Here is a 26,785-nt window from a genome sequence, read left to right as displayed (position 1 = left end):
GGTCGAGCCGGTGATCGAGTCCGTTATCGGCATTGCGTAACCTGGGGCGACCTGTGCCACGGATGGGGGAGGACCAGTGCGACTCGGGCTCAGTCTCGGATACCAGACGGCGTGGAGCACACCGGCCGACCACCTGGCGCTGGCCCAGGAGGCGGACCGGCTGGGCTATTCGGTGGTGTGGGCGGCGGAGGCCTACGGCTCCGACTCGCCCAGCATGCTCGCCTGGATGGCCGGCCAGACCGAACGGATCGACGTCGGCGCCGCGGTGATGCAGATCCCCGCCCGTACACCGGCGGCCACCGCCATGACCGCCGCCACGATCGACGCGCTCTCCGGCGGCCGGTTCCGGCTCGGCCTGGGTGTCTCCGGCCCGCAGGTGTCCGAGGGGTGGCACGGCGTGCGTTTCGCCAAGCCGCTGGCCCGGACCCGCGAGTTCGTCGACATCGTCAAGTTGGCCATCGCCCGCAAGGAGGTGGCGTACGACGGCGAGCACTACACGCTGCCGCTGCCGGACGGCCCGGGCAAGGCCCTTCGACTGGGCTTCCACCCACCCCGCGAGCACATACCGATCTACCTGGCCGCGGTCGGCCCGAAGAACCTGGAGCTGGCCGGCGAGATCGCCGACGGCTGGCTGGCGGTGTTCTACGCCCCGGAGTTCGCCGAGGAGCAACTCGCCTCGGTCCGAGCCGGGCGGGCCAAGGTCGGCAAGGAGTTGGCCGGCTTCGACGTGGTGCCGTCGGTGCCCGTGGTGATCGGCGACGACGTGGCCTCCTGCGCCGAACTCGTCCGCTGGTACGCCGCGCTCTACGTGGGCGGAATGGGCAGCCGGCAGCAGAACTTCTACAACCAGCTCGCCACCCGGATGGGCTACGGCGACGCCGCCCGCGAGGTGCAGGACCTGTACCTGGCCAAGCGGCAGCGCGACGCCGCAGCCGCCGTACCCATGGAGTTCATCGACCGCACCTCGCTGCTCGGCCCGAAGGAGCGCATCGCCGAGCGGATGCGGGAGTACGCCGCGGCCGGCGTCACCACGCTGTCGGTGACCCTCTTCGTGGCCGACCGGGACAGCGGTGTGCAGACCCTGCGTACCGTCGCCGAGGCTCTCGACCTCTCGGGAGTCGGCGAGTGACCTGGGTCGAGGCCATCGTCCTGGGCATCGTCCAGGGACTGACCGAGTTCCTTCCGGTCAGCTCGTCGGGGCATCTGCGGATCACCTCGGCGATCTTCTTCGACCGCGACGCCGGCGCGTCGTTCACAGCGGTCACCCAGCTCGGCACCGAAGCGGCAGTGCTGATCTACTTTGCCAAGGACATCTGGCGGATCACCCGGACCTGGCTGGTGGGCATCCGGGACAAGTCGGTCCGCTCCAGCCTCGACTACCGGATGGGCTGGTACGTGATCGTCGGCTCGATCCCGATCGGGCTGTTCGGTTTCGTGTTCAAGGACCAGATCAAGACCGCCGGGCGCAACCTGTGGGTGGTGGCGACCACGCTGATCGTGTTCGCCTTCGTGTTGGCGTTCGCCGAGTACTGGGGGCGGCAGACCCGCACCCTGGAGAACTTCCGGATGAAGGACGGCATCGTGATGGGCTTCGCCCAGGCGATGGCGCTGGTCCCCGGGGTGTCCCGCTCCGGCGGCACGCTCACCGCCGGCCTGCTGCTCAACCTGACCCGGGAGGCGGCGGCACGGTACTCGTTCCTGCTGGCCATCCCGGCGGTGGTGATGTCCGGGGTGTTCAGCCTCGGCGACGTCTTCGAACCGTCCGCGCCGGGCACGTCAGTGCCCACAGTGGCCCAGACGATCGTGGCCACCCTCATCGCGTTCGGCATCGGGTACGCGGCCATCGCCTGGTTGCTGCGTTACGTCGCCCACCACACCCTGTACGTCTTCGTGCTGTACCGGGTCGCGCTGGGCACCCTGGTCCTGGCCCTGCTGCTGACCGGCGCCATCGACGCCACCTGACCGCTCTGCCCGCCGGCCCCCGGCTCCGCCTTCCGGCGGAGCCGGGGGCCGCGGTCGTCGGGTCGCCGCCCGCGACGGCCCGCCGCGGTGCCCAGGTCATAGGGTGGTCCCGTGGCGACCCTTCTTCTTCTGCGACACGGCCGAACCACGGCGAACGCCGATGGCGGCCTGGCCGGTCGGCAACCGGTCGAGTTGGACGACACCGGGCGCGCCCAGGCCACAGCTGTCGGCGAGCGGTTGCGGGCGGTGCCGCTGGCCGCCGTGGTGACCAGCCCGCTCATCCGCTGCCGGCAGACCCTGGAGTTGGCGCTCCCGCAGGCCGCCCCGGTGGTCGAGGACGGGCTGATCGAGTGCGACTACGGCAGCTGGGAGGGTCAGCCGCTGAAGAAGCTCGCCAAGGAGCCGCTCTGGCCGGTGGTCCAGCAGCACCCCAGCGCGGCGGTCTTCCCGGGCGGCGAGGCGATGGCGGCGATGGCGGCGCGTGCCGTGGCGGCGGTGCGTTCCTGGGACGCCCGGGTCAACGCCGAGCACGGGCCCGAGGCGGTCTGGTTGGCGTGCAGCCACGGCGATGTGATCAAGGCCATCGTGGCGGACGCGCTCGGCGTACACCTGGATGCCTTTCAGCGGATCGTGGCCGACCCGGCGTCGGTGACGGCGATCCGGTTCACGCCGCTGCGTCCGTTTCTGGTGCGGCTCAACGACACCGGTGGCGACCTGGCGGCGCTGGTGCCGCCGCCGGCCAAGCGGCGTCGGCGCGCGAACCGCGTTGCCGACTCGGACGCGGCAGTCGGTGGTGGGGCGGGTGCGTCGCGGTGAGGCGCGTCACGACACCGCCCCCGGCCGGGGCGTCAGCGCACCCCGGAAAGGCCGCCACGCCCGGGTTTAGCCCCTGGTACGCCGGGCGCGCCGCCGCTGTGGCGATTCGCGTCGGTGGGGTGCGCGAGGCCAAGGCGGGCCGGATAGGGTCGTGGGTATGACCCACCAGGTGCACGCCTTCGAACCGCCGGAGCGGTTCGTCGCCGGGACTGTCGGGCCGCCGGGGGAGCGCACGTTCTTCCTGCAGGCCCGCGGCGGCGGCAGGCTGGTCAGCGTCGCGCTGGAGAAGGTCCAGGTGTCCCTGCTCGCCGAGAAGCTTGAGGAGCTGCTCACCGAGGCGCAGCGTCGCTTCGGGGTGGACCTGCCCGAGCTGGCGCCGGTGATCGGCGACAACGAGCCACTGGACACTCCCGTCGACGAGGAGTTCCGGGTCGGGACGCTCGGGCTGGCCTTCGACGTGGACACCGCGACAGTGGTGATCGAGGCGATCGCCGCGGGCGAGGTGGAGCCCGAGGTCGAGCTCGGCGACGAGGACGACGACGACGAGGACGACGACGAGGACGAAGAGCCGGACGAGGACCTGGATCGACTCCGGGTCCGGCTCACCCCGCAGGCGACCCGCCAGTTCATCGAGCGGGCCCGGCGAGTGGTCAACGCGGGCCGGCCACCGTGCCCGCTCTGCGGCCAACCGTTGGACCCCGCCGGGCACCTCTGCCCGCGGCACAACGGTTATCACCGGTGACCTCGTCCGGCCTCCAGCCTCGCCAGGACGGCGACGCCGCGCTGCGGCTGCTGCGTGACGGCGTCCTCGACCTGGAGGGTCGGCTGGTCGACGCGTCGAACACGACGCTGCGCGGCATCCTGACGCTGGACGGGCTGACCGCCCGCTGCGTCTACAAGCCGGTCCGGGGCGAGCGCCCCCTCTGGGACTTTCCCGACGGCACCCTGGCCGGTCGGGAGGTCTCGGCGTACCTGGTCTCCCGGGCCACCGGATGGGACCTGGTGCCGCCCACAGTGCTGCGGGACGGCCCGTTCGGCCCCGGCTCCTGCCAGCTCTGGATCGACGAGCCGGAGGACGCCGAACCACTTGTCGGTTTCCTGCCCGCCGGGGAGTTGCCGCCACGCTGGATCCCGATCGCCGCGGCCCGGGACGACGACGGCGCCGCGTACGCCCTCGCCCATGCCGACGACCCGCGGCTGGCCCGGCTCGCGGTGCTCGACGCGGTGCTCAACAACGCCGACCGTAAGGGCGGTCACGTGCTCGTCGGTGCCGACGACCGGATCTACGGCGTGGACCACGGGGTGAGCTTCCACGTGGAGGACAAGCTGCGCACCGTGCTCTGGGGTTGGGCCGGTAAGCGGCTGCCCGCGGACGCCGTGGAGATGCTCGACGCGCTGGCCGGGCAGGTCGCCGGTGCGCTCGGCGCGGAGTTGGCCGACCATCTGACGATCAGCGAGGTGGCCGAGGTGGCCGCCCGGGTCGACCGGCTGCGCGAGACCGGCTGCTTCCCCCAGCCTCCGGAGGACTGGCCGGCGATGCCCTGGCCGCCCATGTGACCCGCTGTCATCTTGATCACCCGTGGGGTGCTCCGGCGTTGTCTCCGGGCTGGCTAGGCTGATCCCATGGAGTCTTGGGCGGGACACGAGGTGCCACGGCTGCCGGGCAGGGGCGAGCCACTGGCGTTGTACGACTCGGCGCGGCAGGGTGTCCACCCGAGTGAGCCGGCCGACGCGGGCAGCATGTACGTCTGCGGCATCACCCCGTACGACGCCACGCACCTCGGCCACGCCGCCACCATGATCACGTTCGACCTGGTGCAGCGGATGTGGCGCGACGCCGGCCGCCCGGTGCGCTATGTGCAGAACGTCACCGACATCGACGACCCACTGCTGGAGCGGGCCGCCCGCGACGGCGAGGACTGGGTGGTCCTGGCGATGCGCGAGACGGCGCTGTTCCGGGAGGACATGGAGGCGCTGCGGATCATCCCGCCGGCGCACTACGTGGGTGCTGTCGAGTCGATCCCGGACATCGCCGACAAGGTCGAGGTGCTGCTCAAGGACGGTGCCGCGTACCGGCTCGACGACGGCACCGGCGACGTCTACTTCGACATCTCCGCCACACCCCGCTTCGGCTACGAGTCGAACCTGACCCGTGAGCAGATGCTGGAGATCTTCCCCGAGCGCGGCGGCGACCCCGACCGGGCCGGCAAGCGGGACCCACTGGACCCGCTGCTGTGGCGTGGCGCCCGCGAGGGCGAGCCGTCCTGGCCGGGCGGCGAGCTGGGCCCGGGCCGCCCCGGCTGGCACATCGAGTGCGCGGTGATCGCGCTCAACCTGCTCGGCGACCGGATCGACGTGCAGGGCGGCGGCAACGACCTGCTGTTCCCGCACCACGAGGCCTCCGCCGCGCACGCCGAGCGGCTCACCGGCCAGGCGCCGTTCGCCGAGCACTACGTCCACGCCGGCATGATCGGCCTGGACGGCGAGAAGATGTCCAAGTCCCGTGGCAACCTGGTCTTCGTGTCCCGGCTGCGTGCCGACAAGGTCGACCCGATGGCGATCCGGCTGGCGCTGATCTCCGGGCACTACCGCAGCGACCGCACCTGGACCGACGACCTGCTCACCGCCGCGCACGAGCGCCTGGACCGTTGGCGGCGGGCCGCCGCCGCGCCCGCCGGGCCGTCCGGGGTCGAGCTGCTGGCCGAGGTACGCGCACGCCTGGCCGACGACCTGGACACCCCCGGAGCCCTGGCGGCGGCCGACCGCTGGGCCGAGGCCACCCTCGCCGGCGCCACCGACGACCCCGAAGCGCCCGCTCTCTTCGCGAACACTGTCGACGCCCTCCTGGGCATCCGGCTCTAACTGCCCGGGCGCGCCCTCGATCGGGTCAGGGAATGAACGCCACCTCGGGGAAGGACCGGCTCGGACCGTTCAGTAGGTGGCCGCCCCGGTGCCGCAGGTGCAGGTCGAAGAACGCCAGCGGGTACGCCTGCCCGATGCGGACCGCGCGGGCGGGGTCGAGCGCGCCGACCCAGCCGGCGAGTTCCTCGTCGCTCATCCCGACGAGCCGTGCCAGTTGCGGCACGAGCCACTGGTTGTCGCCGTAGGACGAGTGGATCGCGTCGGCGGCCTGGACGTTGAGTCGCCATCCGCGTAGGTGCGTGAAGAATTCGGCGACGGCGGGCTCCGCGGCCCGGCTGAACTCCGCCGTCATCAGCATGAACGGCCGGCTCAGGTCGGCGGAGGGCAGCGGCTGCGACAGCATCGGGGCGTCCAGGCTCAGCCCCGCCCGGACCCGTCGGTCGGTACCCATGGTCAGGGCCGTCGCGGTGCCGCCCTTCGACCAGCCGAACATGCCGATCCGGCTCAGGTCGAGGGCAGCGCCCAGCCCGGTCGGCAGCGGCGCGTGGTCGACGTCAGGGTTGCCCCCGGCGGCGAGGTCGGCGATCTGATCGAGGACGAATCGGACGTCCCGGGTGTAGGTCCACGGGGTGGAATCGACGTCTTCCTCCTGGACGGTGACTCGGCCGTCGGGGAACTCGCCGAACCCGTCGTACGTGTGGTCCACAGTGACCACCGCGTACCCGTGGCTGGCGAGTTCCTGCACCACGATGGTGGTGTCCGAACGGTGGCTGCCGGCGCCGTGCGAGTACAGCACCACCGGCAACCGCCGGCCCGGGTGCCGCACCGGGGCGCCCTCGTGCCCGGCCGTCAACGGCGCCAGCGCGGCGTGAGGGTCGAAGCCGGCGGATTCCAGCAGCATGCGCATCGAAGCGGCGGTCATCCACGGGGAACGCGGGTAGCGCCGCTCGTTCCGGGCGGGATACCAGACGCTGACCATCAGTTCCCGATACCGCCCCGGCCCGGCCAGCGGTTCCGGCCGCGACCTGTCGACCAGATGCAGCGGCACCACACCTACGCGGTACGGCCCGGTCGGCCGGGGGAGAGTGAGCCGGACCGGGCCCGAATCGGCGATTGCCGCCGTGGCGCGGCCGGCGATGCCCATCGGTACGCCGGCCCCGACCGCCAGCGCGGCTCCGACAAGGCCACGGCGCGTGATCCCCCGTGCACCAACAGGTCTCACGGTTGGCATTGATCCTCCAGTGGGTTGCTCGACGCCGGAACCGGGCCGCCCGACCATCGATATACCCGCAGTATATATACCGAGTGTATAGATGCAACGATGACGGCGTGCTTCGATGTCGGAGAATTCGCAGGGGCCACCCTGGCCCGCCCATCGCCCCGCGATCTTGCAGTTTCTGCCCCAGCGAAAGGCGCAAAACGGGCATAAGTACGACCGAAAGCGCAAGATCGCCGGGCCGGGCCGGGCCGGGCCGGGCCGGGCCGGGCAGGGGCGAGGGGCGAGGGGCGAGGGCTAGCCCAGGACCAGGCCGGGGTCGGGTTCCGGGTCGGGGGTCGGGCCGGGGATCTTGTACTCCTCGGTGAGGGTGGTCATGGGGCCGGGCCAGGTCGCCTGGGACACCTCGATCGGCTTGCGGTGCGCGTCGTACGCGATGTGCAGCAGGTGCAGCACCGGGGTGTCCGGCCGGATCTGGAGGGTCTCGGCCTCCTCCCGGCTCGGTTGGCGGGCGCTGATCGTGTCGGTGGCCGAGACGTACCGCCGTCCGGTGGCTTCCTCGGCCTCCTGGTAGAGCGGCCGGCCGAACGCCTCGGTGCGCTCCAGCGAGGTGCCGGCGGTGTCGCGGGGCAGGAACCAGGAGGCGCCCACCTCGACGGGGGAGTCTTCGGTGCGGACGAGGTGCCGCCGGCAGAGCAGGTTGGTGCCGTCGGACACGCCGAAGGCGTCGGCCACCTCGGCGGGGGCGGGGGCGTGCCCCACGGAGACGAGCTGTTGACGGTATCGGGCGGCCAAGTCGGTGTGGTAACCGCGGAAGCCGCCGTACCGGCCTCGGGAGAGGCGGTTGAGCCGGCGGCGGGTGCCCCGGACGTACGTACCGGAGCCGGGTTTGGTGATCAGGATGCCCTCGACCCGCAGCTGGTCGACGGCGCGTTGCACCGTCTGCTTGGCGACGCCGAACATCTCGGCGATGGCCGGGATGGACGGCAGCCGCTCGCCCGGCCCCCAGTCGCCGCGGCGGACCTGGGCCTTGAGCTGTGCGGCGATCTGTCGGTGCGGGAACTCGGCGGCCCCGGGATTGATCTGCACACCCGCCTCCTTGATCACATCTAGGTTCCTAGGATGCCCTAGCGGGTGTGACGGCGCCACCCCGGACACGCGAAAACGGGCCCCCGGACCAGAAAAGGTCCGAAGGCCCGCAGCCGAAACAGTGCTACCAGGAGCCGGCGGTGGGGCCGGCCGAGCCGCCCCTGCGGCGCAGGTACTTCTCGAACTCCTGAGCGATCTCGTCACCGGTCAACGGGGTGATCCCCTCGTCGCCGACCCGTTCTTCCAGCTCGCGGACGTACTCGCCAAGCTCGGCGTCCTGCTCGGCGGCGCTGCGCACCCGCTGCTCCCACTCGGCGGACTCCTCGGCCAGGTCGGCCATCGGCACCGGCAGGTCGACGACCTCCTCGACCCGGTGCAGCAGGGCGAGGGTGGCCTTCGGGCAGGGCGGGTTGTTGGCGTAGTGCGGCACGTGCACCCAGAACGAGACGGCGTCCACCTCGGCGCGGGTGCAGGCGTCGTGCAGCACGCCGACGATGCCGGTCGGCCCGTCGTATCGGGTGGGGGTGAGCTGGTAGCGCTCCGCGGCCTGCGCGTCGGAGGCGCTGCCGCTGATCGGCAGCGGCCGGGTGTACGGCACGTCGGCCAGCAACGCGCCGAGCAGCACCACCCGTTCCACCTCCAGGCTGTGGCAGATCTCCAGCACCTGCTCGCAGAACGTCCGCCAGCGCATGCTGGGCTCGATGCCGCGGATCAGCACCACGTCGCGGTCGGTGCCCTCTGGGCTGGCCACCATGAACCGGGTCGTCGGCCACTCCACCCGCCGGGTCTCCCCGTCGGCCATGGTGATGGTGGGCCGGCTGACCTGGAAGTCGTAGAAGTCCTCCGGATCCAGCTCGGCGATCTGCCGGGCGTTCCAGACCTGCTCCAGGTGCTCGACCGCGGCGGTGGACGCGTCGGCGGCGTCATTCCAGCCCTCGAACGCGGCGATCGCCACCGGGGACCGCAGCACCGGCAGTCCGTCGAACTCGGTCACGCCGTCACCTCACCCTGCTCGTCGCGGCTGGCGCCGGGACCGCGCCCGGTCGTCATACCGTGTGGCACGGCGGCGTCCCTGTTGTCCTTCACGTCCGTCAGCCTACGTGCAGGGCGAGGGTGCGGCCCGTCGGCCGCGCCGGTCGGCCGCTCCGGCAGCAGGTCATACCCGAACGAACCAGACAGGGTGATCCCCGTGACACAATAGGGGATCGCTCGAGGATGGTCGTGGAGTCCGGCCGAATCGCACTAACCTGAACGGGTGCGGACTTCATTGATGGATGTGCTGGCTGAGCGGATTCTCATCGCCGACGGCGCGATGGGCACGATGCTTCAGGCCGCGGACCTCACGCTCGACGACTTCGACGGGCTGGAGGGGTGCAACGAGATCCTCAACGTCACCCGCCCGGACGTGGTGCGCGGGGTGCACGACGCCTACCTGGCCGTCGGTGCCGACTGCGTGGAGACCAACACCTTCGGGGCCAACCTCGCCAACCTCGCCGAGTACGACATCCCGCACCGCATCCGCGAGTTGTCCGAGGCGGGCGCCCGGATCGCCCGGGAGGCCGCCGACGCGGCCAGCACCCCGCAGCGGCCCCGGTTCGTGCTCGGCTCGATCGGGCCGGGCACCAAGCTGCCCACCCTCGGGCACGCCGCCTACTCGACCCTGCGCGACGCCTACCAGGAGAACGCCGCGGGTCTGATCGTTGGCGGCGCGGACGCGCTGATCATCGAGACCTGCCAGGACCTGCTCCAGGTCAAGGCGGCAGTGGTCGGGTCGAAGCGGGCGATGGCCGAGCTGGGCCAGTCGGTGCCGATCATCTGTCACGTGGCGGTGGAGACCACCGGCACCATGCTGGTCGGCAGCGAGATCGGGGCGGCCCTCGCCGCGATCGAGCCGCTCGGCGTGGACCTGATCGGGCTCAACTGCTCGACCGGCCCGGCCGAGATGAGCGAACACCTGCGCTACCTGTCGCAGCACTCCCGCATCCCGCTGTCGGTGATGCCGAACGCCGGCCTACCGGTGCTGACCGCCGACGGGGCGTACTTCCCGCTGACTCCCGTGGAGCTGGGCGAGGCCCTGGAGCGGTTCATCACCGAGTACGGCGTGGGTCTGATCGGCGGGTGCTGCGGCACCACCCCGGAGCACATCCGGGTGCTGTCCGAGCGGCTGCACGGCGTCACCGCCCCGGCCCGCGAGCCCCGCCACGAGGCGGGCGTCTCCTCGGTCTACCACCCGGTGCCCTTCGCCCAGGACGCGTCGGTGCTGATGGTTGGGGAGCGGACCAACGCCAACGGCTCGAAGGCGTTCCGGGACGCGATGCTCGCCGGCGACTGGCGGGCCTGTGTGGAGATCGCCCGCAGTCAGGCGCGCGACGGCTCGCACCTGCTCGACCTGTGCGTGGACTACGTCGGCCGCGACGGCACGCAGGACATGCGGGAGTTGGCCGGCCGGTTCGCCACCGCGTCGACGCTGCCGATCATGCTGGACTCCACCGAACCAAACGTGGTGGAGGCCGGCTTGGAGATGCTCGGCGGTCGCTGCGTGGTCAACTCGGTGAACTTCGAGGACGGTGATGGCCCCGAGTCCCGCTACGCGCGGGTGATGCCGATCGTCCGTGAGCACGGCGCGGCGGTGGTGGCGCTGCTCATCGACGAGGAGGGCCAGGCCCGTACCCAGGAGTGGAAGGTCCGGGTCGCGGCACGGTTGATCGACGACCTGACCGGCCGCTGGGGCGTGGACCGCTCCGACATTTTGATCGACGCGCTGACCTTCCCGATCGCCACCGGCCAGGAGGAGACCCGCCGCGACGGCATCGAGACGATCGAGGCGATCCGGGAGATCTCCCGCCGCTACCCGGGTGTCAACTTCACCCTGGGCATCTCGAACATCTCGTTCGGGCTCAACCCGGCGGCCCGGCAGGTGCTCAACTCGGTGTTCCTGCACGAGTGTGTGCAGGCCGGCCTGTCCTCGGCGATCGTGCACGCCAGCAAGATCCTGCCGATGTCGAAGATCCCCGACGAGCAGCGCGACGTCGCCCTGGACCTGGTGTACGACCGGCGTCGCGAGGGGTACGACCCGGTACAGCGTTTCCTGGAGCTCTTCGAGGGCGTCGACGTGACCAGCGCCCGAGCCAGCAGGGCACAGGAGTTGGCCGCGCTGCCGTTGGACGAGCGCCTCAAGCGGCGGATCATCGACGGTGAGCGCAACGGCCTGGAGGCCGACCTGGACGAGGCGATGGCCGGCGGCCGGTCCCCACTGTCGATCATCAACGACATCTTGCTGGACGGCATGAAGGTGGTCGGTGAGCTGTTCGGCTCCGGCCAGATGCAGTTGCCGTTCGTGCTCCAGTCGGCCGAGGTGATGAAGACCGCGGTGGCCTACCTGGAGCCGCACATGGAGACCCTCGAGGACGGCGGCAAGGGCCGCATCGTGCTCGCCACGGTGCGCGGCGACGTGCACGACATCGGTAAGAACCTTGTCGACATCATCCTGTCCAACAACGGCTACGAGGTGGTGAACATCGGCATCAAGCAGCCGATCAGCGCCATCCTGGACGCCGCCGAGCAGCACCGCGCCGACGCGATCGGCATGTCCGGGCTGCTGGTCAAGAGCACTGTCATCATGAAGGAGAACCTGGCCGAGATGGCCACCCGCGGGGTCGCGGAGCGCTGGCCGGTCCTGCTGGGCGGCGCGGCGCTGACCCGCGCGTACGTCGAGGACGACCTCCGGTCGACGTTCCCCGGGCAGGTGCACTACGCGCGGGACGCGTTCGAGGGCCTGTCCCTGATGGACCGGGTGATGACCGCCAAGCGCGGCGGCGCCCCGGTGATCGACCCGGAGCGGGAGGCCGCGCTCGCGGCCCGGCGGGCGCGCCGGGAACGGCAGCGCTCGATGGTCACCACGTCGCTGCCGGAGCTGCACGACTCGTCGGTCCGCTCCGACGTGGCCGCCGACGTGTCGGTGCCCACCCCGCCGTTCTTCGGCACCCGGGTCGTCAAGGGCGTGCCGATGGCCGACTACGCGGCGCTGCTCGACGAGCGGGCCACCTTCTCCGGGCAGTGGGGGCTGCGCGGCGTCCGGGGCGGCAGCGGACCCTCCTACGAGGAGCTGGTCGAGACCGAGGGCCGACCGCGGCTGCGGTACTGGCTGGACCGGCTGATCGCCGACCAGGTCCTTGAGGCAGCCGTGGTGTACGGCTACTTCCCCGCGTACTCCGAAGGCAATGACCTTGTGGTGCTCGACGAGAACGGGCACGCGGAGCGCGCCCGGTTCTCCTTCCCCCGGCAGCGGCAGGAGCGGCGGCTCTGCCTGGCGGACTTCTTCAGGCCTCAGGGCGACCAGCTCGATGTGGTCGCGTTGCAACTGGTCACCGTCGGCCAGCCGGTCAGCGAGTACGCGGCGAAGCTGTTCGCCCGCAACGAGTACCGCGACTACCTGGAGGTGCACGGCCTCTCCGTGCAGCTCACCGAGGCGCTCGCCGAATACTGGCACCAGCGCATCCGTGCCGAGATGACCCTGCCCGACGGCCGTCCGCTCGGGCACGACGACCCGGCGGACCTGGCCGGCATCCTGCACAACGACTACCGGGGCTGCCGGTACGCGTTCGGTTACCCGGCCTGCCCCGATCTGGAGGACCGGGCGAAGATCATGGATCTGCTCGGCGCGGACCGGATCGGGGTCGAGCTGTCCGAGGAGTTCCAGCTCATGCCGGAGCAGGCCACCGACGCGATCGTGGTCCACCACCCGGAGGCCAACTACTTCAACGCCAAGTAACGGGCGCAGGTGCCCTGACCTGCACCTGAGGCCGTCCGGAAGGCCGCTTAGCCGTGATCATGCCGTCTCCAGGCCGTCAACGGCTTCCGGGCCGTCCTTGGCGGCCTGGTTCTCGCCGAACGCGGTGTCGATGGCGCGCCGCGTTCGGTCCTCACTGGTCGGTCGGAGATGCGTGTCTTCTTGTCGGGGAATGACTGCGACTTCTCTCTGCCGTCCGGAGCGAGGTACCGGACGCGGTAGCGCGTCCCTTGCCCGCGCTTCGGCTGCGGTTCTTGCCGTGGCCGTGATGCCGCTGGGTCCTGGCTCGGTCGGCTGCCGGAGGGCATGGCGACTTGCAGCGCTGGTTCGCCGTCGGGACATAGGCTCCCGGCGTGACCGTCTACGACATCGCCGCGCGGCTGCCTTCCATCGACGTGTTGCGCGAGCGCTGCAAAGCCCTGGCGATGCTCGATGCGATCGTCGGGGGCGACTACTACGCCTACGACCGCGAATGGGGCGAGGACGAGGCGGCGTCGATGCGCAACGGCAGCGGCGAGGAGTACGACATCGTCTTCGCCGCCAACGGCGTATTCGTCCGGGGTATCTACCATGAGTCGTCGATGTTCAGCCACACCGACGGGCGGCTGTGGCCGGGCCTCATCGACGGACTGCCTGAGCAGTTCCAGAAGCAGGTGTACGAGCCTGCGTTCTGCCGGCAGGACGGCACTCTTGACGCCACCTTCGTCCTCTGGCGGCGCACCAACGACGAGCGGTGGCATGCCGGCAACGACATCGACTTCTCACCTGCGGACGACGATGAGGTCGACCCAGACGGCTCATGGCTGCTCGACATCCTCTGCGACGACATCGTCTCGGAGTACATCGAGCACGCCAAGGATGTCTTCGAAATCGACTTGGATCGCGCTGCGGTTGAACACGTCGTTGCGCTCCGTCCACTGACCGACGCAGCCGTAAGCGCGCTCAATCCGGAAGTCGAACTGGCCGACCTGCGCGAGAAGGCAAATGAGTACGGCTACCCGACCACGGCGGCATAGGCCCCTGGGTCAACCCGGACGAACCTGCCGCGATTGCGGTCCTGTCACCGTAGTGGTTGCAGGCGGAGCCGGGTGTAAGGCCGACCGTGCACTACTTCGGTCCGGAGGATCTGGCCTGGCAGGATCTTGAGCTTGGGTACGGCGACTGGCTGGAGGCGATGCTCGCCGGTGCCGTGACTCAGTTCTATCAGGGCTTGCGGTGGCCGGGGTGGGAAACTGAGGTGGCCAGTGTTGCTCTGGATCAGGGGATCAGCGCGTTGCTGCCGCCGTGGACCATGGAGGGCAAGAGTCTTTCGGCAGTGTCTCGCAAGCCGATTCGGCTTGCTGAACTCGTTTCGGCTCATCAGGATGCGGCCCGTCAGCTCGGCCTCCTATAGAACGCCGCCTGCCTCTCCGCTCGACGTTCGGACGTGGTGTCATGGTGGCGTTCCTCAGCACCCGGAGTCCTCGGCAGCTGGCGCGGCGTTCAACCCGCACGGTGCGGATGCCGTGGTGGGTGAGGGCTGGCGGGGCGGGCATCTCGGGGACGGCACCCCGAGTCGGACGACATCGACGCCGAGGCGGTGCATCTGCACGGCTTCCGCGTGACCGACCCGTCCGGCGAGGTGCAGGCCGTGCGTGAAGCTGGATACGCGAAGGCACTACGGGCTATGGGCCCGCCGCGGACGTTCCGGATGGGACCGGACGGGACAATGCACGAGGTCAGCCTCGAAAGCTCTTGGTTCGCCCGGGGGACCTCCGCGATGAGCTGGTCGCCGTCGTGGATGCGGAACGCTGTGTCGGCGCCTTCAACGGTGTGGGTTTGTGCCGACGTGGATGCGTTGACCGGCGGCCCTCCCCGCCATGGGGCAAGTCACCGCCGTTCGTGGTGGGGATGCGGCGCGGAAGATGAAGTGCTGCCCCGAGGAGAGGAGCCGTCGGGGGCCCATCGGTAGCGGCCGAGCCGAGACAAGCAACCTGACTCCGAAGCTGACAGCAGTTCTACGCCCACAGCCACAGGGCTAGCGCCACGAGTGCTCGTGACCGCCGAGTCGGCCGAGCGTCACGTTCTCATCGCGGCTTTGCAGCAACACGAGGAGTCGGTTTCCCATGAGTAGGTGCTCGTACGAGACCTGGGCGATGGTGTCGGCCATGGTCCGGGCCCAGTGCGGGTCGGCTTTGAACGTCTCGTCGAACTGGCGGATGGCCAGAGCCCAGCCCGTGACGCCGGTGAAGTCGATGTAGCGCAGGGCGTCACAGAAGGCGTCCAGGTTCTGGACCGACCAGCCGCAGTACCGCATCGTCACCTGGGAGAGGAGCTCTCCGAGCAGGCCCGTTCCGTTGCCACCGCGAGCCTGAGCGACGCCGTATCCGAGACTCATCAGCTCGCTCACGACGCGGTCGAGTTGCTTCTCATCCTGGAAGCCGGAGACTGCGCCGTCCTGAAGCAGCTCGTAGTCCCACTGCCGTTCGGTCTCCGCAGGGGTGAAGGACGCCATGGCAGGGACCCTAGCGACTTGCCGGGTGACTGACCGAGTGGGTTATGCGGCCAGGGCGCGTGGGGCAGAGGCTGGTTGTCGCAGCCAGGGGGCTGTGATCGAGAGACTTCGATCTGGTTCAGCCTGTGAATCGCGAGGCTGGATGTCGCGGTTCTCGCGCCGGTCGGCGTCCAATGAGGACTGCGAGATGAGAAACGGAGCGGGCCGGTGGCGCGAACCGATCGGTTTCGTTCCGATCGTGGACGAGGCCGTGAAGTGCTGCCTACTTCCACTCGCCTTCCCACGTGTACAAGTCAGCGGTCGTGGCGTACTCGCGCAGCGCCGCGATCTTTCCATCCCGTACGGTGGCGATCGTCAAGCCCTCGAAGGACCGATCCTCGTTCTCCTCGCGGTAGTCGAAGCGCCACTCAGCCACGGTCGTGTCACCAGAGGTGAACTCGTTCGTGATGACCCAGTTCAGAACACGGCTGCCCCGGCCAAACCACATGTCCGCCCACTCTCGGATGCGCTCCTGCCCGTGGTAAACGGGTCCGTAGCTTTCGGTCACGACGGCATCAGGTGTGACCGTCGCGGCGATGCTCTCCGTGTCGTTGCTGTTCCAGGCGTTGATGTAGTCGGTGAGGGCGCTCATGCCCCCAACCCTACTGGCGTTGGACAGAAGAAGACCGTGACGGCGTTCAATGACCGGTATTGGTGCGCAGGCGATTGGTTTCTACCCAACCGTAGCCGCGTCGACGAGAGTGTGAATCGGGAGGCAAATGTCGTGGTTCCCGCGCAACTTAGTGCTTGAAACCGTAGATTCTTCAGGGTTATGCGGCCAGGGCGTGCGGCAGGCTGGTTGTCGCAGCCGGCGGGTTGCTGGGGGTTCTGCTCTTTCTGTTCGTGTCGCTCGATCCGGGCCATCAGGTCTTCGAGGTCGGCCGGGCTGAATCTCCATCTGAAGCGCTTAGCGGAAAAGCTCAAGCCCCGCCGGCGCGTCGATCGCTATCACCGGGTCGGCCACACGCCAGCGCTCACATCAGTAGTTGCTGGAAGCGGCGCGCCGCGGCAGACCGGACAGCGGGTCAAGATCATGTCGTTCCGGGACCAGAGTCACCGTTCACTTGTGCCGGTGCGTCTTCCGGTGGCTCAAGGCGGGCCGCATCCCATACCAGCGGTTGTCCATCCCACCTCAGGAGATGACACGCTGTGCGGATGCGACAGGTCACCGTGCTCGGCAGTTCCGGTGCCTTTCCCGAACCAGGCCGTGCCTGTAGCGGCTTCGCGGTGGACTGGGACGGCTTCCGCGTGGTGCTTGACCTGGGCTACGCCACGTTGCCGCGGTTTCTCAGGCACTGGCCCGATGGTGCGGTGGACGCTGTCGTCATCACCCACGAGCACCCGGATCACTGCGTCGACCTGCACGGTCTGTTCAGGATGCGGTTCTACGGCCAACCTGGGGGACCACGGCTGCCGTTGTTCTGCCCACCCGGCGTGCTCGACCGGCTCAGCGGCTTGGAACCCGACGTCGACCTGCACGCGGTATTCGACCTGCACCCCCTGCCGGGCAGCTACCGGGTCGGGCCGTTCGACCTTAGCGGGCTGTCTCTACCGCACTTCGTGCCCAACGCCGGCATTCGGCTTCAGGCCGACGGGATTGCCCTGGCCTATTCCGGGGACACCGGGCCGACTCCCGCGTTGGCCGAGCTGGGTCGTGGCGCCGACCTGTTCATCGTCGAGGCGACGGACCACGACGGCGAGACCAGCCGTCCCACCCGTAACCTCATGACCTCCAGCGAAGCCGGTCTGTGGGCTCGCCGGGCGGGTGCCCGCCGCCTGATGCTCACCCACTTCTGGCCGGGCAATGATCGGGCAGCCGCGGTGGCCGCCGCACAGGTGGAGTTCGACGGTGCCGTACTGGCGGCTGAGGAAGGGTTCACCCTGATGCTGGGGACGCCAGATAGCTGACTGCCCCTCACTCGACGAACGTGCCGTCCGGATTCATGATCTCGTCACGCACCAGCGGTACGAATGCCGACCAGATCCCGTGATCCACGGCGACCGACATGCGGATGCGCCCGTCGCCGTCATCAAGGGCGTAGCTCACCACGTTGTACCGCGTACCGTCCGCGCCGAGAACGGTGTTCAGGTCCTTGTCGCCGAGCATCGCCCGCCAGGCGCCGTAGTCGACGCGTTGCCATTCGGCAAGGCGTTCCTCGGCAAGCCTCGCCGCCAACTCGTTCCGCAGTCCCACTCACTCAGCCTTCCAGCCCCCCGTGGATGACGGCTGGTGGGGGCCGTCCCGCGGCAGACAGCCCGTTCTTCATGTCGAGAACGGCCGGGTGGCTCCGTCCTCGGGGAGGATGCGGTCACCGTGACCGCACCAGAGCAGGGAGATTCAGCATGGCGATCCAGCGGATGGACAACGTCCTCATCGTTGTCGAGGACCTCGACGCGGTCATCGCGTTCTTCGTCGAACTCGGCATGGAACTGGAGGGGCGAGGGCCGGTCGAGGGGCGGTGGGTGGAGCGCGTCATCGGGATCGACGACGTCCGGCAGGAGGTCGCGATGCTGCGGACCCCGGACGGCCACGGCAAGGTCGAGCTGGCGATGTTCCACCAGCCGACGGCGATCGGCGGGGAACCGAAGAACGCGCCGGCGAACACGCTGGGCATTCGACGGATCATGTTCGCCGTCGACGACATCGAGGACGTGATCACCCGGCTGCGCGGCCACGGCGCCGAACTCGTGGGGGAGTTGGAGCAGTACGAGGACGTCTACCGGCTCTGCTACGTCCGCGGCCCGGAGGGCATCCTCGTCGGACTGGCCGAACAGCTCACCTGAGACTCGACGCCGCCGACTACGGATCCGGCTCGCGGCCCATCACCGCCGCGTCTCCGGCATTGCCACGTGCATTCCGAAAATACGGATTTGATCAGCCGGTCCGTCAGGTCGGCCGGAGGCTTGCCTACTGGCCGGCCCATCCGTCGCATTCGGTGTGATCCCACCTTGTGGTCGCATTTAGAAACGGACCTGGCCTGTCCATCATTCGAGATCGACCCCTCGTAAGTCCTGGGTGGACTGTGTCTGAACAAGCCACTGGAGCGATCTTCGGAGCGTTCGGATTCGTTCCGCACGACCCGGCCCGTCACCTAGCGGACGCCCCTTGAACAAACTTTGTGGGAAGCTTGAATCTGCTGGTGGGGGCAGGTGCGAACAGTGGGGGCTCATGGTCGCGCAATTCAGGCTGCTGGGCGATGTCGAGGCCTTCATCGACGGCAATGCGATTGACCTGGGGCATGTCCGTCAGCGATGCGTGCTGGCAGTTCTGCTGGTCGAGGCAAACAAGGTCGTTCACGTCGACCAGTTGCTCGACAGGGTGTGGGTGGACCGGCCGCCGCAACGCGCACACGGTGCGCTCTACAGCTACCTCTCCCGGTTACGGCGCTGTCTGAGGAGCGCCGACGACGTCGCCATCGTCAGGCAACAGGGCGGTTACCTGCTCAAGGTCGATCCCCTGATGGTGGATCTGCACCGTTTCCAGGAGTTGGTCTCCCGCGTCCGGCTCGCCGTGGACGACGACGACGCGCTGCGGCAGTTCGACGAGGCGATCGGGCTGTGGCGCGGTGACCCGTTCGCGCGCCTGGACACCCCCTGGTTCAACACCCTGCGTACCGCTCTGCGTCAGACGCGGCTGGCCGCCGAGCGCGACCGTACCGACATCGCCCTGCGTCGCGGTCAGCATTCGGCGTTGTTGTCCGAGCTGTCGCGTGAACTGGCCGAACAGCCATTGGACGAGCGTCTCGCCGGCCAGCTCATGCTGGCGCTGTCCCGCTCCGGTCGACAGGCGGAAGCCCTCGACCAGTACCACCAGATCCGGCAACGCCTGGCCGACGTCTTGGGCATCGACCCGGGGCGTGACCTGCAGGAGCTGTTTCTCCGGATCCTCCACGGCGATCGTGAGTTCGCCGCCTCGGCCGTGGTGCGGGCACCTACTGAGCCGGCCACGGCTCACCCGCCCCGACAACTGCCACCGCCGCCGGCGCACTTCGCCGGTCGGGCTCGTGAGCTGGCGGCGCTGACCCATGCCGTGGACCGCCAGCCCGAAAGCGGGCCCGCCGTCATGACTGTCGCGGGGATGGGTGGGATCGGTAAGACCTGGCTCACGTTGCGGTGGGCCCACGACAACCTAGACCGGTTTCCCGACGGACAGTTGGCTGTCAACCTGCGCGGCTTCGAGCCCACCGCGGAGGCGCTGCCACCGGCGGTAGCGCTACGCGGCTTCCTCGACGCCCTCGGTGTGCCGCCCGATGCGGTGCCGCTGGATCTGGACGCGCAGGTCGGGTTGTACCGCAGCATCGTCGCCGGTCGGCGAATGCTGATCGTGCTCGACAACGCCCGCGACGCCGAGCAGGTCCGTCCGTTGCTGCCCGGTGTCGCGGGCTGCGTGGTGGTGGTGACCAGCCGACAGCAGTTGTCCGGCTTGGTGGCGGTCGAGGGCGCCCACCCGGTCACGCTCGACCTCCTCAGCACCGCTGACGCCCGGGAGCTGCTGGCACGTCGGCTCAGCGGCGACCGGGTGGAGTCCGAACCGCAGCCGGTGGACGACATCGTCGAGCGGTGTTCCGGGTTGCCGCTGGCGCTGGCGATCGTGGCGGCCCGCGCGGCGACCCGGCCCGGGTTCCCGCTCGCCGCGCTCGGCCGGGAATTGGCCGAACTGCAGGGCGGCCTTGACGGCTTCTCGGGCAGCGGGGACCCGGCCACCGACCTACGGTCGGTGTTCTCCTGGTCGTACCGCGCGCTCGGCGAGCCGGCGGCGCGGCTGTTCCGCCTGCTCGGGCTGCACCCCGGGCCGGACACCTCGGTACGGGCCGCCGCCAGCCTCGCCGCCGTGCCGGAACGGCAGGTACGTGGCATCCTCGCTGAACTGACCCGGGCGCAGCTTCTGGTGGAGTGGGTGCCGGGCAGGTACACCTGCCACGACCTGCTGCGGGCGTACGCGGCCGAACTGGTTGAGTCGGAGCCTGCGGAGGCGCGCCGCGACGCCCTGCACCGGATCGTGGAGCACTACCTCCACAGCGCTCAGTGCGCCGACCGGCGGCTGTCCCCGCTGCGGAATCCGAGCGAGCCACAGCCAGTCCAGGCGGGCGTTCAGCCGGAGGAGCCAGCGGACAACGCCCAGGCGTTGACCTGGTTCACCGAGGAGTACGCCGTGCTGAGGCAGGTGGTCGAGCTGGCCGCCAGGGACGGGCTTGACCGGTACGTCTGGCAGCTCGCCGGGGCACTGACCACCTTTCTGGGTCGCCGGGGGCACTGGGAGGACCTCATCGCCGTGCAGAACCGCGCGTTGGCTGTCGCCGAGCGCAATGGTGACCGGGCCGCGCAGGCGCAGGCGCACCAGGACATCGTTCCCGCCTACTCGGAGACCGGCCGGCTCGAATTGGCCCGGGCTCACCTGGAACGCGCACTGACGTTGCTGGACGAACTCGCCGACCGGGTCGGCCAGGCACACGCGCTGTTGACATTGAGCTGGGTCAGCGACAAGGAAGGCGATCAGGCGGCAGCGTTGCGCCATGACCAACGCGCGCTGAAGCTGTTCCGCGACAACGGGCATCAGGCAGGTGCGGCTCGCGCTCTCAACGCGCTCGGTTGGGATCACGCGATGCTCGGGGAGTACCAGGAGACGGTCCGTTACTGCCAGCAGGCTGTCGTCCTGCAACGTCAGCTTGGGGACCGTACCGGTGAGGCGAACAGTTGGGACACGCTCGGCTACGCCCATCACCATCTCGGTCGCTACCAGCGGGCGGCCCGCTGTTACCGCCGGGCGCTGGAACTCAACCGGGAACTGGGCCACCGCTACAACGAGGCGGAGGCCCTACGGCACCTTGGTGACACCCAGCAGGCCCTCGGCCACCCGGAGGCCGCCAACCTCTGCTGGCTGCGCGCCCTGGAGATCCTCACGGCGATCGGGCATCCGGAGGTCGAACAGGTCCGCGACAAGCTCGCCGCGAGTCAGGGCGTGCTTGCAGATGCTCGCCCGCGGTCGGCTGGCTTCGTGAGGCCGCCAGCCGACCCGACCGCGCTGACCAAACCTCGCTGAGCAGAGAGCCACCCAGGTCGGTTCGCAGCCTCAGTGGTGGACACGATTCCAGGTCAATCCACGCGAACAGCTTCTCTTCGTTGCTCGGCCAAGAGCTCGGTCGGTATGCCGGCCCCGGCTGGAAGCCGGTCGGAGGTACCGGTCGCGGAAACCTCTCCGTCGGCGAGCACCACGATCCGGTCGGCGGCTCGAACCGTCGAACTCCGGTGCGCGATCATCAGTACGGTGCATGAACGCGAGATGTTTCGCACCAACTCCGCCAACCCCGCCTCGTTGGCCGCGTCCAGATGCGCGGTCGGCTCATCGAGCAGCAGCAACCGAGGTCGGGGCAGCAACGCGCGAGCGATCGACACCCGCTGGCGTTCCCCACCGGAGAGCATGCTTCCGTGCTCGCCCACCTGGGTGTCGAGCCCGTCAGGCAGTCGGTCCACCACTTCGTCGAGATTGGTCACCCGGAGCACCTCGGCGAGTTCGTCATCGTCCGCACCCGGGCAGGCGTACGTGAGATTGTCACGGAGGGTGCCGGCGAGCAGCGGGCACTCCTGCTGGACGTACCCGACCATCGACCGCAGTTCGTCGACCGGCATCGACGCGATGTCCCGACCGTCAAGCAGGATCGTTCCCCGGGACGCCTCGTAGAAGCGTTCGACCAGGGCGAAGATGGTGGTCTTGCCCGCACCGGACGTACCAACGAGAGCCACACTGGTATGCCGCGCGACGTCGAACGACACACCCCGCAGCACCTCCCGCCCCGGACCGTAGGAGAAGTGGACATCGCGCAGTTCCAGGGCCGGCGTCTCCCGCCCGGCAATCGAAGTGGGCGGCCCGTTCCCGTCGTCGGCGCCGTCCCGCTCGTCGTCGGCGGTCTGCTCGAGGTCGAGCGCCATGGTCTCGTGGATGCGTTGCAGAGCGGCCATCCCCTTCTGCACGGCGCTTCCCCCGGCGAAGACGGCGACCAACGGCACGAGCAGGAACGACACGTACAGGAGGAAGGCCACGAACTGGCCGATGTCCAGGTGGCCGGAGGCGACTCGGGCACCACCGAGACCGAGTACGAGGAGGAATGAGCCGTTGGCGCTCAGGGACACGGCCGGAACGATCATCGCGTCCAGCCGAGCCACCCGGATGCCCGCGTCATACGCCTCCCTGGCTCGTCCACCGATCCGTTCGGCCTCCCGATCCTCGGCCCTGGCGGCGCGAACCGTCCGCATCGCCGCCAGGGCCCGCTCGAGATCGGCGAGGAGCAGACCGATCCGCCCTTGTGCATGTTCCGACCAGCGCCTGATCCCGATCATCACGAACGCGAGAATCGACCCGCCCAGGGCCACCGACGCGACCGCGAAGACGAACAGGAACCAGTCGAGCCAGAGCATCAGCGCGACCGCACCCGCCAGTGACGCCACGCCGATGACCGCGTTGACGATCCCGTTGGCCACCACTGCCCGTAGCAGGGTGGTATCGGTGCCGACCCGGGACAGGAGGTCTCCGGTGCGGAGTTGGTCGTACTCCCGCATCGGCAGCCGCAGCAGCCGGTCGGTCAGACCGATTCGCAGCCGTAGCACCAGCGCCTCGCCGCCGCGTTGCAACAGGAAACTCTGCACACCAGAGATCGCCGCGGCGGCGAGGAAGAGGAGGACCAACCAGATCGCGAGTGACGCGACCGGTTGGCCGAGCAGCATCGCGTTGATCGTGCGCATGGCCAGCAGCGGCTGGACCAGGGCGAGACCGGCGGACACGATGCCGAGGACGGCCGCCACCAGCAGTACCGGTCGTTGTGGGCGGAGCAGGCCGAGCAGCTCACGCAACGGCACCGCGACGGGACCTGTCGGAGGCACCGGGCCGGCCTCCAGAGGGTGACGGCGGATATCGGTACGCATGGTGGGACTCCCTGGGTTCTGACGAATGGACAGGGCGGGCGCGGGCGGCACGTCCGGGACCCTCAGGCGGCGGAGTTCGCCGATACTCGCCGAGCCTCAGTCGGCGTCTCCTCGCCGACCCGCCGCCGGCCGGAGTCGACGCCGAGCAGCGGGGCGCTGAGCACGACGAGGTTGTAGAGTGCGTGCGCGACCAGGGCGGCAACGATCCCGATCTCGATGGCCACGAGCCCCAACGTCACGCCGATGAGGGTCAGTTCGGCGAATCGGATCCACCGCGGGCGGACCATGCTCCCGCTGTGCGTACCGGCCCACAGCACCGCGGCGACCAGGGCGGCGAGCAACGGCTGACCGGTCAGCCAGAGTACGACCGGCACCGCGAGGAGCCGGAAGACCGCCTCCTCGCCGATCGAACTCTGCGCGGTCAGCGAGAGCACGTGGGGCAGGTCCATTCCGACCGTACGCAACGAACGTCGGTCCGGGTTCGGAGAGACCCGGGCGAGTCCCGTCCGACGCAAGAGCGCGTACCCGGCCGCGGCGAGTCCCAGCCAGATCGCTGCCAGGCAGGCGCCCCAGATAACTTGCCGACCAAGATCCGAGGTTGTGGGCATCCCGACCCGCTGGGCGACCAGTGAGCCGGCCAGGGCGGCGACCACCACCACGGCACTCATGGTCACCGCCGTCACCGCCGACGTGAGCGCGTTGATCGCCCTGAAGGACGCCCATGATTGCGTCCCCTCGTAACCGTGCACCGCCGTGTATCGGAACCGGCCGCCCTCACCGAAGAGGACCGCCAGCAGGACGGGCACCGCCAACACTGCGGCCAACGACGCCTGCGCCGTACCACCGGCGAACGCGAGGAGGGCCACCCCGCCGACCAGTGCCAGCACCGAGCCGAGCAGCGCTCCCGCACCGGCGAGGACTTCCCGCTGCTCGGCCCGCTCGAGTGCCGGTATCTGCTCGTTGGTCAACTCCACCAGGGAGTCGACGCGCAGCACCGTCGCGCCGAGTGACTCCACCTCGAACTCGATCCGGACGTCCGGACTGGTCGCCCGGAACCGGCGGGTACGCTCGGTCGACTCGTCCTCACGGGTCCAGTACCCGGCGCCCACCGGCTCCGCCCCGGCCCAGACCCCGTCGGGGACGCCGAGCCGCTGTCGCAGCCCCTTGTCGTCGCCGGTGCCCGGCGCCACACGGCCGTCGCCGCCCCGATCCGTGCCGTCGCCCGGTCGGGCAGGTACGACGCGGTCGAGCACCCGGCCGCGCAGATCACCGGCGAGTTCGAAGAGCACGACATCGCCCCGGGGTGAGAGTCCGACCAGGACGCTGCCGTCGGCGCCAATGAAGCGGACCCGCCACGAGCCCTGTAGACCCCACCCGTTAAGGAACTCCCGTTGCCGGGCGACGAGCCCGAGGTGGTGCAACCGGTCGACGATGCCATCGAAGTGCAGGACGGCGAAGGAGCGCCAGCCCGTGACGTCGAGACCGCAGAGGCGTCGTACCGTCGCCGCCGCCTGATCCGTCGCGGCCGCGGCGTCCATCACCGGGGGCATCGGCTCGGTGGGGTACGCCCGGGTCCGTAGGACGATGAACAGCGCACCGAACAGCAGACCGACAACGGCCAGAACAACACTCTCAGTCATCGCCGCACCCCGAGCCGCAGCGCGCCGTACCACAGCAGCCGCCGGTCGCCGCGTCCATGCGGACCGACGGCCCCGGCGTCAGACCGAACGGCAGGTCAACGTCTTCGGTGGGATTCAGCCGCTGGATACAGCGGCAACCTCGGGCAGTGGACCGGACGGTGGCCAGCCGACCCGGTTCCCCGATCAGCTCGAGTGGCTCGGCGAGGATCCGACCGAGGGACTCCGCCTCGATCTGGCACGGGGTCACCTGGCCATCGGCACGGACGTGCCAACTCAGGTAGCCGGGAGTGAGGAACTCGACGGGCAGCCCGATCGGCGCCAACTGTTCACCGAGATCCGCGCACTGGTCCCAGCCCAGCGACTCGAGGTTGAGGTGGCGTGTCTCCTGGAACTGCCGGATCACATCGGCGACCTGATCCGGTGTCAGTCCGAACCCGTCCTGGTCGCCCCTGCCCACTGGTACCACCCGACCTGCCCGGAACAGTCGGGCGCCGGCGCTGTCCACGTCGGAGACGACGGCGGCGACGTCCTGGTAGTTCGCGGGGGTCACCGTCATCGCGACGATCACTGGTACCCCTGCTGCGGAAAGGCGTCGCATCGTGTGCAGCGACTCGTTGTAGGCCCCGGCCCGCCCCCGGATGAGATCGTGCCGTTCGGCGCGTCCGTCGATGCTGATCTGGGCCCGGATGTTGCCGCAGGCGGCTGCCATCGCGACCAGTTCGTCCGACCAGTGCAAGCCGTTGGTGAAGATGTCGACGTGGTCGATCAGCGCGGTGGCGGTCGCCAGGATGCGCCGAAAGTCCCGGGCGATGGTCGGCTCACCACCAGTGAGGGTCACGGCCGCGATCCCGGACTGGGCCAGCCGCTCCAGCACCTTGACCCAGTCGTCGGCGGTCAACTCGCCGGGCAGGGCGGGCCCGGAACTCGCGTAACAGAACGAACAGCTGAGGTTGCACCGGTTGGTGAGTTGGAGCGACGCCAGTAGCGGCAGGTACGCGTCGGTCGAGCCAGACACCCGCAGGGGCTGGTCGAGCGCCCCGTTGAGCCAGGAGGAGGTCAACCACGATCCGTTCAGTGCCTCGACCATCTCCGCCTGAACCTCGTCCGGGTCACGGCGGGAGGTGCCGGCCCGGATCCGGGCGGTGCGGGCCACGCTGCGCGTCCGTGCCAGTTGGAGGGCGATCTCCAGCGCCTCGCTGGACAGTCGTACGTAGTTCAGGCTGTTGCGATCCACCAACAGCCCACCGACGGGTTGCAGGTGAATGCCCCAGTCAGGCGATGGTGGGTCAGCGGTGCCGGCGACCGAGTCACCGGACGCGTGGGAAAGCGCGGTTGTCATAAGGGTTCCCTCGGGATTGGCCGGCCGTCGGCCCGGCAGCTGGGTCGGCACCGTGTGGTCCGGGACTGGCGGGATCTCGTCGTCCGAAGAGGTACGGCTCCGGCCGTCCAGGGCGGGCGTCACGCCCGCCCCGAACGGCCGGCCGGAATCGGTCACATGGCCTGCGAGTACGGCGGCGGCCCCAAGCACGCCGCGACGAACGGCGCCCAGCCGCTGGCCCAGCAAATGCCGCAACCCACGGACTTAACCATCGGTTCGGCCCGCTTCTCCGAGCCGAGTCGGTTGAGCGTGCTGCTCGACTTCTGCATGTCAATCACCCCCTCCCCGGATCACTCGGTCGACATCCCCGGAACAGTGCGACCCGTGATGGCCCGCTCCGGAGCGGGCCATCCAGCGCCCGACTCCTCGCGGAGCGAGACGAATCTCTGATCCGGGCCGCGCGTCGCCCGGATCCCCCCGTGTCGTACTGTTTATCGAGGCCGTGACCGAAAATGTGCCGGGCCGCCATGCAGCAGATCTGGAACTAACCTTGAATCGCCTGACCAGCAGGGTGGTCCACAGCTAGGGCCGCCCACGGGGTCATGCGCCGAGTGCCAGGCCCCGATCTGAGCCACTGTTGGTT

General features: G+C 69.5%; 22 protein-coding genes. 12 read left to right on the top strand and 10 right to left on the bottom strand.

The window, feature by feature from the left end; genetic code table 11:
* Positions 1-76 precede the first annotated feature (76 nt).
* From AB0C19_RS18695 to mshC, 6 genes are all read left to right on the top strand, one after another.
* Positions 77-1,129 (top strand): LLM class F420-dependent oxidoreductase, encoded by a 1,053-nt coding sequence (locus AB0C19_RS18695; RefSeq protein WP_030332780.1) that lies wholly within the window; start codon positions 77-79, stop codon positions 1,127-1,129.
* Positions 1,126-1,962, top strand: a complete 837-nt coding sequence (locus AB0C19_RS18690; protein ID WP_357186692.1) for an undecaprenyl-diphosphate phosphatase — start codon at positions 1,126-1,128, stop codon at positions 1,960-1,962. Before AB0C19_RS18695 ends, AB0C19_RS18690 begins: the two co-directional genes overlap by 4 nt.
* Positions 1,963-2,073: 111 nt before the next feature.
* Positions 2,074-2,778, top strand: coding sequence for an MSMEG_4193 family putative phosphomutase (locus tag AB0C19_RS18685; protein ID WP_238682281.1), 705 nt, complete (start codon positions 2,074-2,076; stop codon positions 2,776-2,778).
* Positions 2,779-2,935: 157 nt separating this feature from the next.
* On the top strand, positions 2,936-3,520 hold the full coding sequence (locus AB0C19_RS18680) for a DUF3090 domain-containing protein (RefSeq protein WP_357186688.1): 585 nt from the start codon (positions 2,936-2,938) through the stop codon (positions 3,518-3,520).
* Entirely contained in the window at positions 3,517-4,335 is an 819-nt protein-coding gene (locus tag AB0C19_RS18675) for an SCO1664 family protein (RefSeq protein WP_112587406.1), read from the top strand. Before AB0C19_RS18680 ends, AB0C19_RS18675 begins: the two co-directional genes overlap by 4 nt.
* Before the next feature lie 66 nt (positions 4,336-4,401).
* The gene (gene mshC, locus AB0C19_RS18670) at positions 4,402-5,640 is read left to right on the top strand and encodes a cysteine--1-D-myo-inosityl 2-amino-2-deoxy-alpha-D-glucopyranoside ligase (protein ID WP_238688824.1); all 1,239 of its coding nucleotides are present in this window, start codon (positions 4,402-4,404) and stop codon (positions 5,638-5,640) included.
* Positions 5,641-5,665: 25 nt separating this feature from the next.
* Here mshC and AB0C19_RS18665 read toward each other — a convergent pair whose 3' ends face one another.
* The 3 genes from AB0C19_RS18665 to AB0C19_RS18655 all read right to left on the bottom strand — a co-directional run bounded on the left by AB0C19_RS18665 (position 5,666) and on the right by AB0C19_RS18655 (position 8,939).
* Positions 5,666-6,871 (bottom strand): acetylhydrolase, encoded by a 1,206-nt coding sequence (locus AB0C19_RS18665; protein ID WP_357186684.1) that lies wholly within the window; start codon positions 6,869-6,871, stop codon positions 5,666-5,668.
* Between the two features lie 282 nt (positions 6,872-7,153).
* Entirely contained in the window at positions 7,154-7,945 is a 792-nt protein-coding gene (locus AB0C19_RS18660; protein WP_357186681.1) for a GntR family transcriptional regulator, read from the bottom strand.
* Between the two features lie 124 nt (positions 7,946-8,069).
* Entirely contained in the window at positions 8,070-8,939 is an 870-nt protein-coding gene (locus AB0C19_RS18655) for a PAC2 family protein (protein WP_030332815.1), read from the bottom strand.
* 261 nt (positions 8,940-9,200) lie between these two features.
* Here AB0C19_RS18655 and metH point away from each other — a divergent pair, with 261 nt between their 5' ends.
* The 3 genes from metH (at position 9,201) to AB0C19_RS18640 (ending at position 14,127) form a co-directional block, all read left to right on the top strand.
* Positions 9,201-12,716 (top strand): methionine synthase, encoded by a 3,516-nt coding sequence (metH, locus tag AB0C19_RS18650; RefSeq protein ID WP_357186677.1) that lies wholly within the window; start codon positions 9,201-9,203, stop codon positions 12,714-12,716.
* A 371-nt stretch (positions 12,717-13,087) separates the two neighbouring features.
* Positions 13,088-13,750 (top strand): hypothetical protein, encoded by a 663-nt coding sequence (locus AB0C19_RS18645; protein ID WP_357186674.1) that lies wholly within the window; start codon positions 13,088-13,090, stop codon positions 13,748-13,750.
* 86 nt (positions 13,751-13,836) lie between these two features.
* Positions 13,837-14,127, top strand: a complete 291-nt coding sequence (locus AB0C19_RS18640) for a DUF2625 family protein (RefSeq protein ID WP_357186671.1) — start codon at positions 13,837-13,839, stop codon at positions 14,125-14,127.
* A 624-nt stretch (positions 14,128-14,751) separates the two neighbouring features.
* On the opposite strand, the gene AB0C19_RS18635 is transcribed toward AB0C19_RS18640, so the two are convergent.
* Together AB0C19_RS18635 and AB0C19_RS18630 are read right to left on the bottom strand one after the other, a co-directional pair.
* Positions 14,752-15,228 (bottom strand): hypothetical protein, encoded by a 477-nt coding sequence (locus AB0C19_RS18635; RefSeq protein ID WP_357186668.1) that lies wholly within the window; start codon positions 15,226-15,228, stop codon positions 14,752-14,754.
* A gap of 262 nt (positions 15,229-15,490) precedes the next feature.
* Positions 15,491-15,859, bottom strand: coding sequence for a nuclear transport factor 2 family protein (locus tag AB0C19_RS18630; protein WP_357186666.1), 369 nt, complete (start codon positions 15,857-15,859; stop codon positions 15,491-15,493).
* A 563-nt stretch (positions 15,860-16,422) separates the two neighbouring features.
* On the opposite strand from AB0C19_RS18630, the gene AB0C19_RS18625 reads away from it, so the two are divergent.
* Positions 16,423-17,175: an MBL fold metallo-hydrolase gene (locus tag AB0C19_RS18625; protein WP_357186663.1), complete on the top strand. Its 753-nt coding sequence runs from the start codon at positions 16,423-16,425 to the stop codon at positions 17,173-17,175.
* A 7-nt stretch (positions 17,176-17,182) separates the two neighbouring features.
* Here the strand turns inward: AB0C19_RS18625 and AB0C19_RS18620 are convergent, their stop codons facing one another.
* A complete protein-coding gene (locus AB0C19_RS18620; RefSeq protein WP_357186660.1) occupies positions 17,183-17,461 on the bottom strand; it encodes a hypothetical protein in 279 nt (92 codons plus the stop codon).
* A gap of 149 nt (positions 17,462-17,610) precedes the next feature.
* Between AB0C19_RS18620 and AB0C19_RS18615 the strand changes: the two genes are divergently transcribed.
* A complete protein-coding gene (locus AB0C19_RS18615) occupies positions 17,611-18,051 on the top strand; it encodes a VOC family protein (protein WP_357186657.1) in 441 nt (146 codons plus the stop codon).
* Between the two features lie 385 nt (positions 18,052-18,436).
* Positions 18,437-21,307: a BTAD domain-containing putative transcriptional regulator gene (locus AB0C19_RS18610; protein WP_357186654.1), complete on the top strand. Its 2,871-nt coding sequence runs from the start codon at positions 18,437-18,439 to the stop codon at positions 21,305-21,307.
* Positions 21,308-21,360: 53 nt separating this feature from the next.
* Here the strand turns inward: AB0C19_RS18610 and AB0C19_RS18605 are convergent, their stop codons facing one another.
* The 4 genes from AB0C19_RS18605 to AB0C19_RS18590 form a co-directional block, all read right to left on the bottom strand.
* Complete coding sequence (locus tag AB0C19_RS18605; protein WP_357186651.1) at positions 21,361-23,184, bottom strand: ABC transporter ATP-binding protein; 1,824 nt, start codon at positions 23,182-23,184, stop codon at positions 21,361-21,363.
* 62 nt (positions 23,185-23,246) lie between these two features.
* Complete coding sequence (locus AB0C19_RS18600; RefSeq protein ID WP_357186648.1) at positions 23,247-24,824, bottom strand: CPBP family glutamic-type intramembrane protease; 1,578 nt, start codon at positions 24,822-24,824, stop codon at positions 23,247-23,249.
* The gene (gene skfB, locus AB0C19_RS18595; protein WP_357186645.1) at positions 24,817-26,163 is read right to left on the bottom strand and encodes a sporulation killing factor system radical SAM maturase; all 1,347 of its coding nucleotides are present in this window, start codon (positions 26,161-26,163) and stop codon (positions 24,817-24,819) included. The genes AB0C19_RS18600 and skfB overlap by 8 nt, the downstream gene beginning before the upstream one ends.
* A gap of 152 nt (positions 26,164-26,315) precedes the next feature.
* Complete coding sequence (locus AB0C19_RS18590) at positions 26,316-26,471, bottom strand: hypothetical protein (RefSeq protein WP_357186642.1); 156 nt, start codon at positions 26,469-26,471, stop codon at positions 26,316-26,318.
* Positions 26,472-26,785: the final 314 nt, after the last annotated feature.

The sequence above is a fragment of the Micromonospora sp. NPDC048842 genome (assembly GCF_040649935.1).
Lineage (GTDB): Bacteria > Actinomycetota > Actinomycetes > Mycobacteriales > Micromonosporaceae > Micromonospora > Micromonospora hortensis.
The sequence above is the reverse complement of the archived record's forward strand: the minus strand, read 5'-3'. Positions and strand labels throughout refer to the sequence as shown.

What these genes read in the sequence shown, in the direction of transcription:
- AB0C19_RS18605 (WP_357186651.1), bottom strand. Translation starts at nt 23,184, where the DNA reads ATGCGTACCGATATCCGCCGTCACCCTCTGGAGGCCGGCCCGGTGCCT.
- skfB (WP_357186645.1), bottom strand. Translation starts at nt 26,163, where the DNA reads ATGACAACCGCGCTTTCCCACGCGTCCGGTGACTCGGTCGCCGGCACC.
- AB0C19_RS18625 (WP_357186663.1), top strand. Translation starts at nt 16,423, where the DNA reads ATGCGACAGGTCACCGTGCTCGGCAGTTCCGGTGCCTTTCCCGAACCA.
- mshC (WP_238688824.1), top strand. Translation starts at nt 4,402, where the DNA reads ATGGAGTCTTGGGCGGGACACGAGGTGCCACGGCTGCCGGGCAGGGGC.
- AB0C19_RS18610 (WP_357186654.1), top strand. Translation starts at nt 18,437, where the DNA reads ATGGTCGCGCAATTCAGGCTGCTGGGCGATGTCGAGGCCTTCATCGAC.
- AB0C19_RS18590 (WP_357186642.1), bottom strand. Translation starts at nt 26,471, where the DNA reads ATGCAGAAGTCGAGCAGCACGCTCAACCGACTCGGCTCGGAGAAGCGG.
- AB0C19_RS18600 (WP_357186648.1), bottom strand. Translation starts at nt 24,824, where the DNA reads ATGACTGAGAGTGTTGTTCTGGCCGTTGTCGGTCTGCTGTTCGGTGCG.
- AB0C19_RS18615 (WP_357186657.1), top strand. Translation starts at nt 17,611, where the DNA reads ATGGCGATCCAGCGGATGGACAACGTCCTCATCGTTGTCGAGGACCTC.
- AB0C19_RS18630 (WP_357186666.1), bottom strand. Translation starts at nt 15,859, where the DNA reads ATGAGCGCCCTCACCGACTACATCAACGCCTGGAACAGCAACGACACG.
- AB0C19_RS18665 (WP_357186684.1), bottom strand. Translation starts at nt 6,871, where the DNA reads ATGCCAACCGTGAGACCTGTTGGTGCACGGGGGATCACGCGCCGTGGC.
- AB0C19_RS18635 (WP_357186668.1), bottom strand. Translation starts at nt 15,228, where the DNA reads ATGGCGTCCTTCACCCCTGCGGAGACCGAACGGCAGTGGGACTACGAG.
- AB0C19_RS18680 (WP_357186688.1), top strand. Translation starts at nt 2,936, where the DNA reads ATGACCCACCAGGTGCACGCCTTCGAACCGCCGGAGCGGTTCGTCGCC.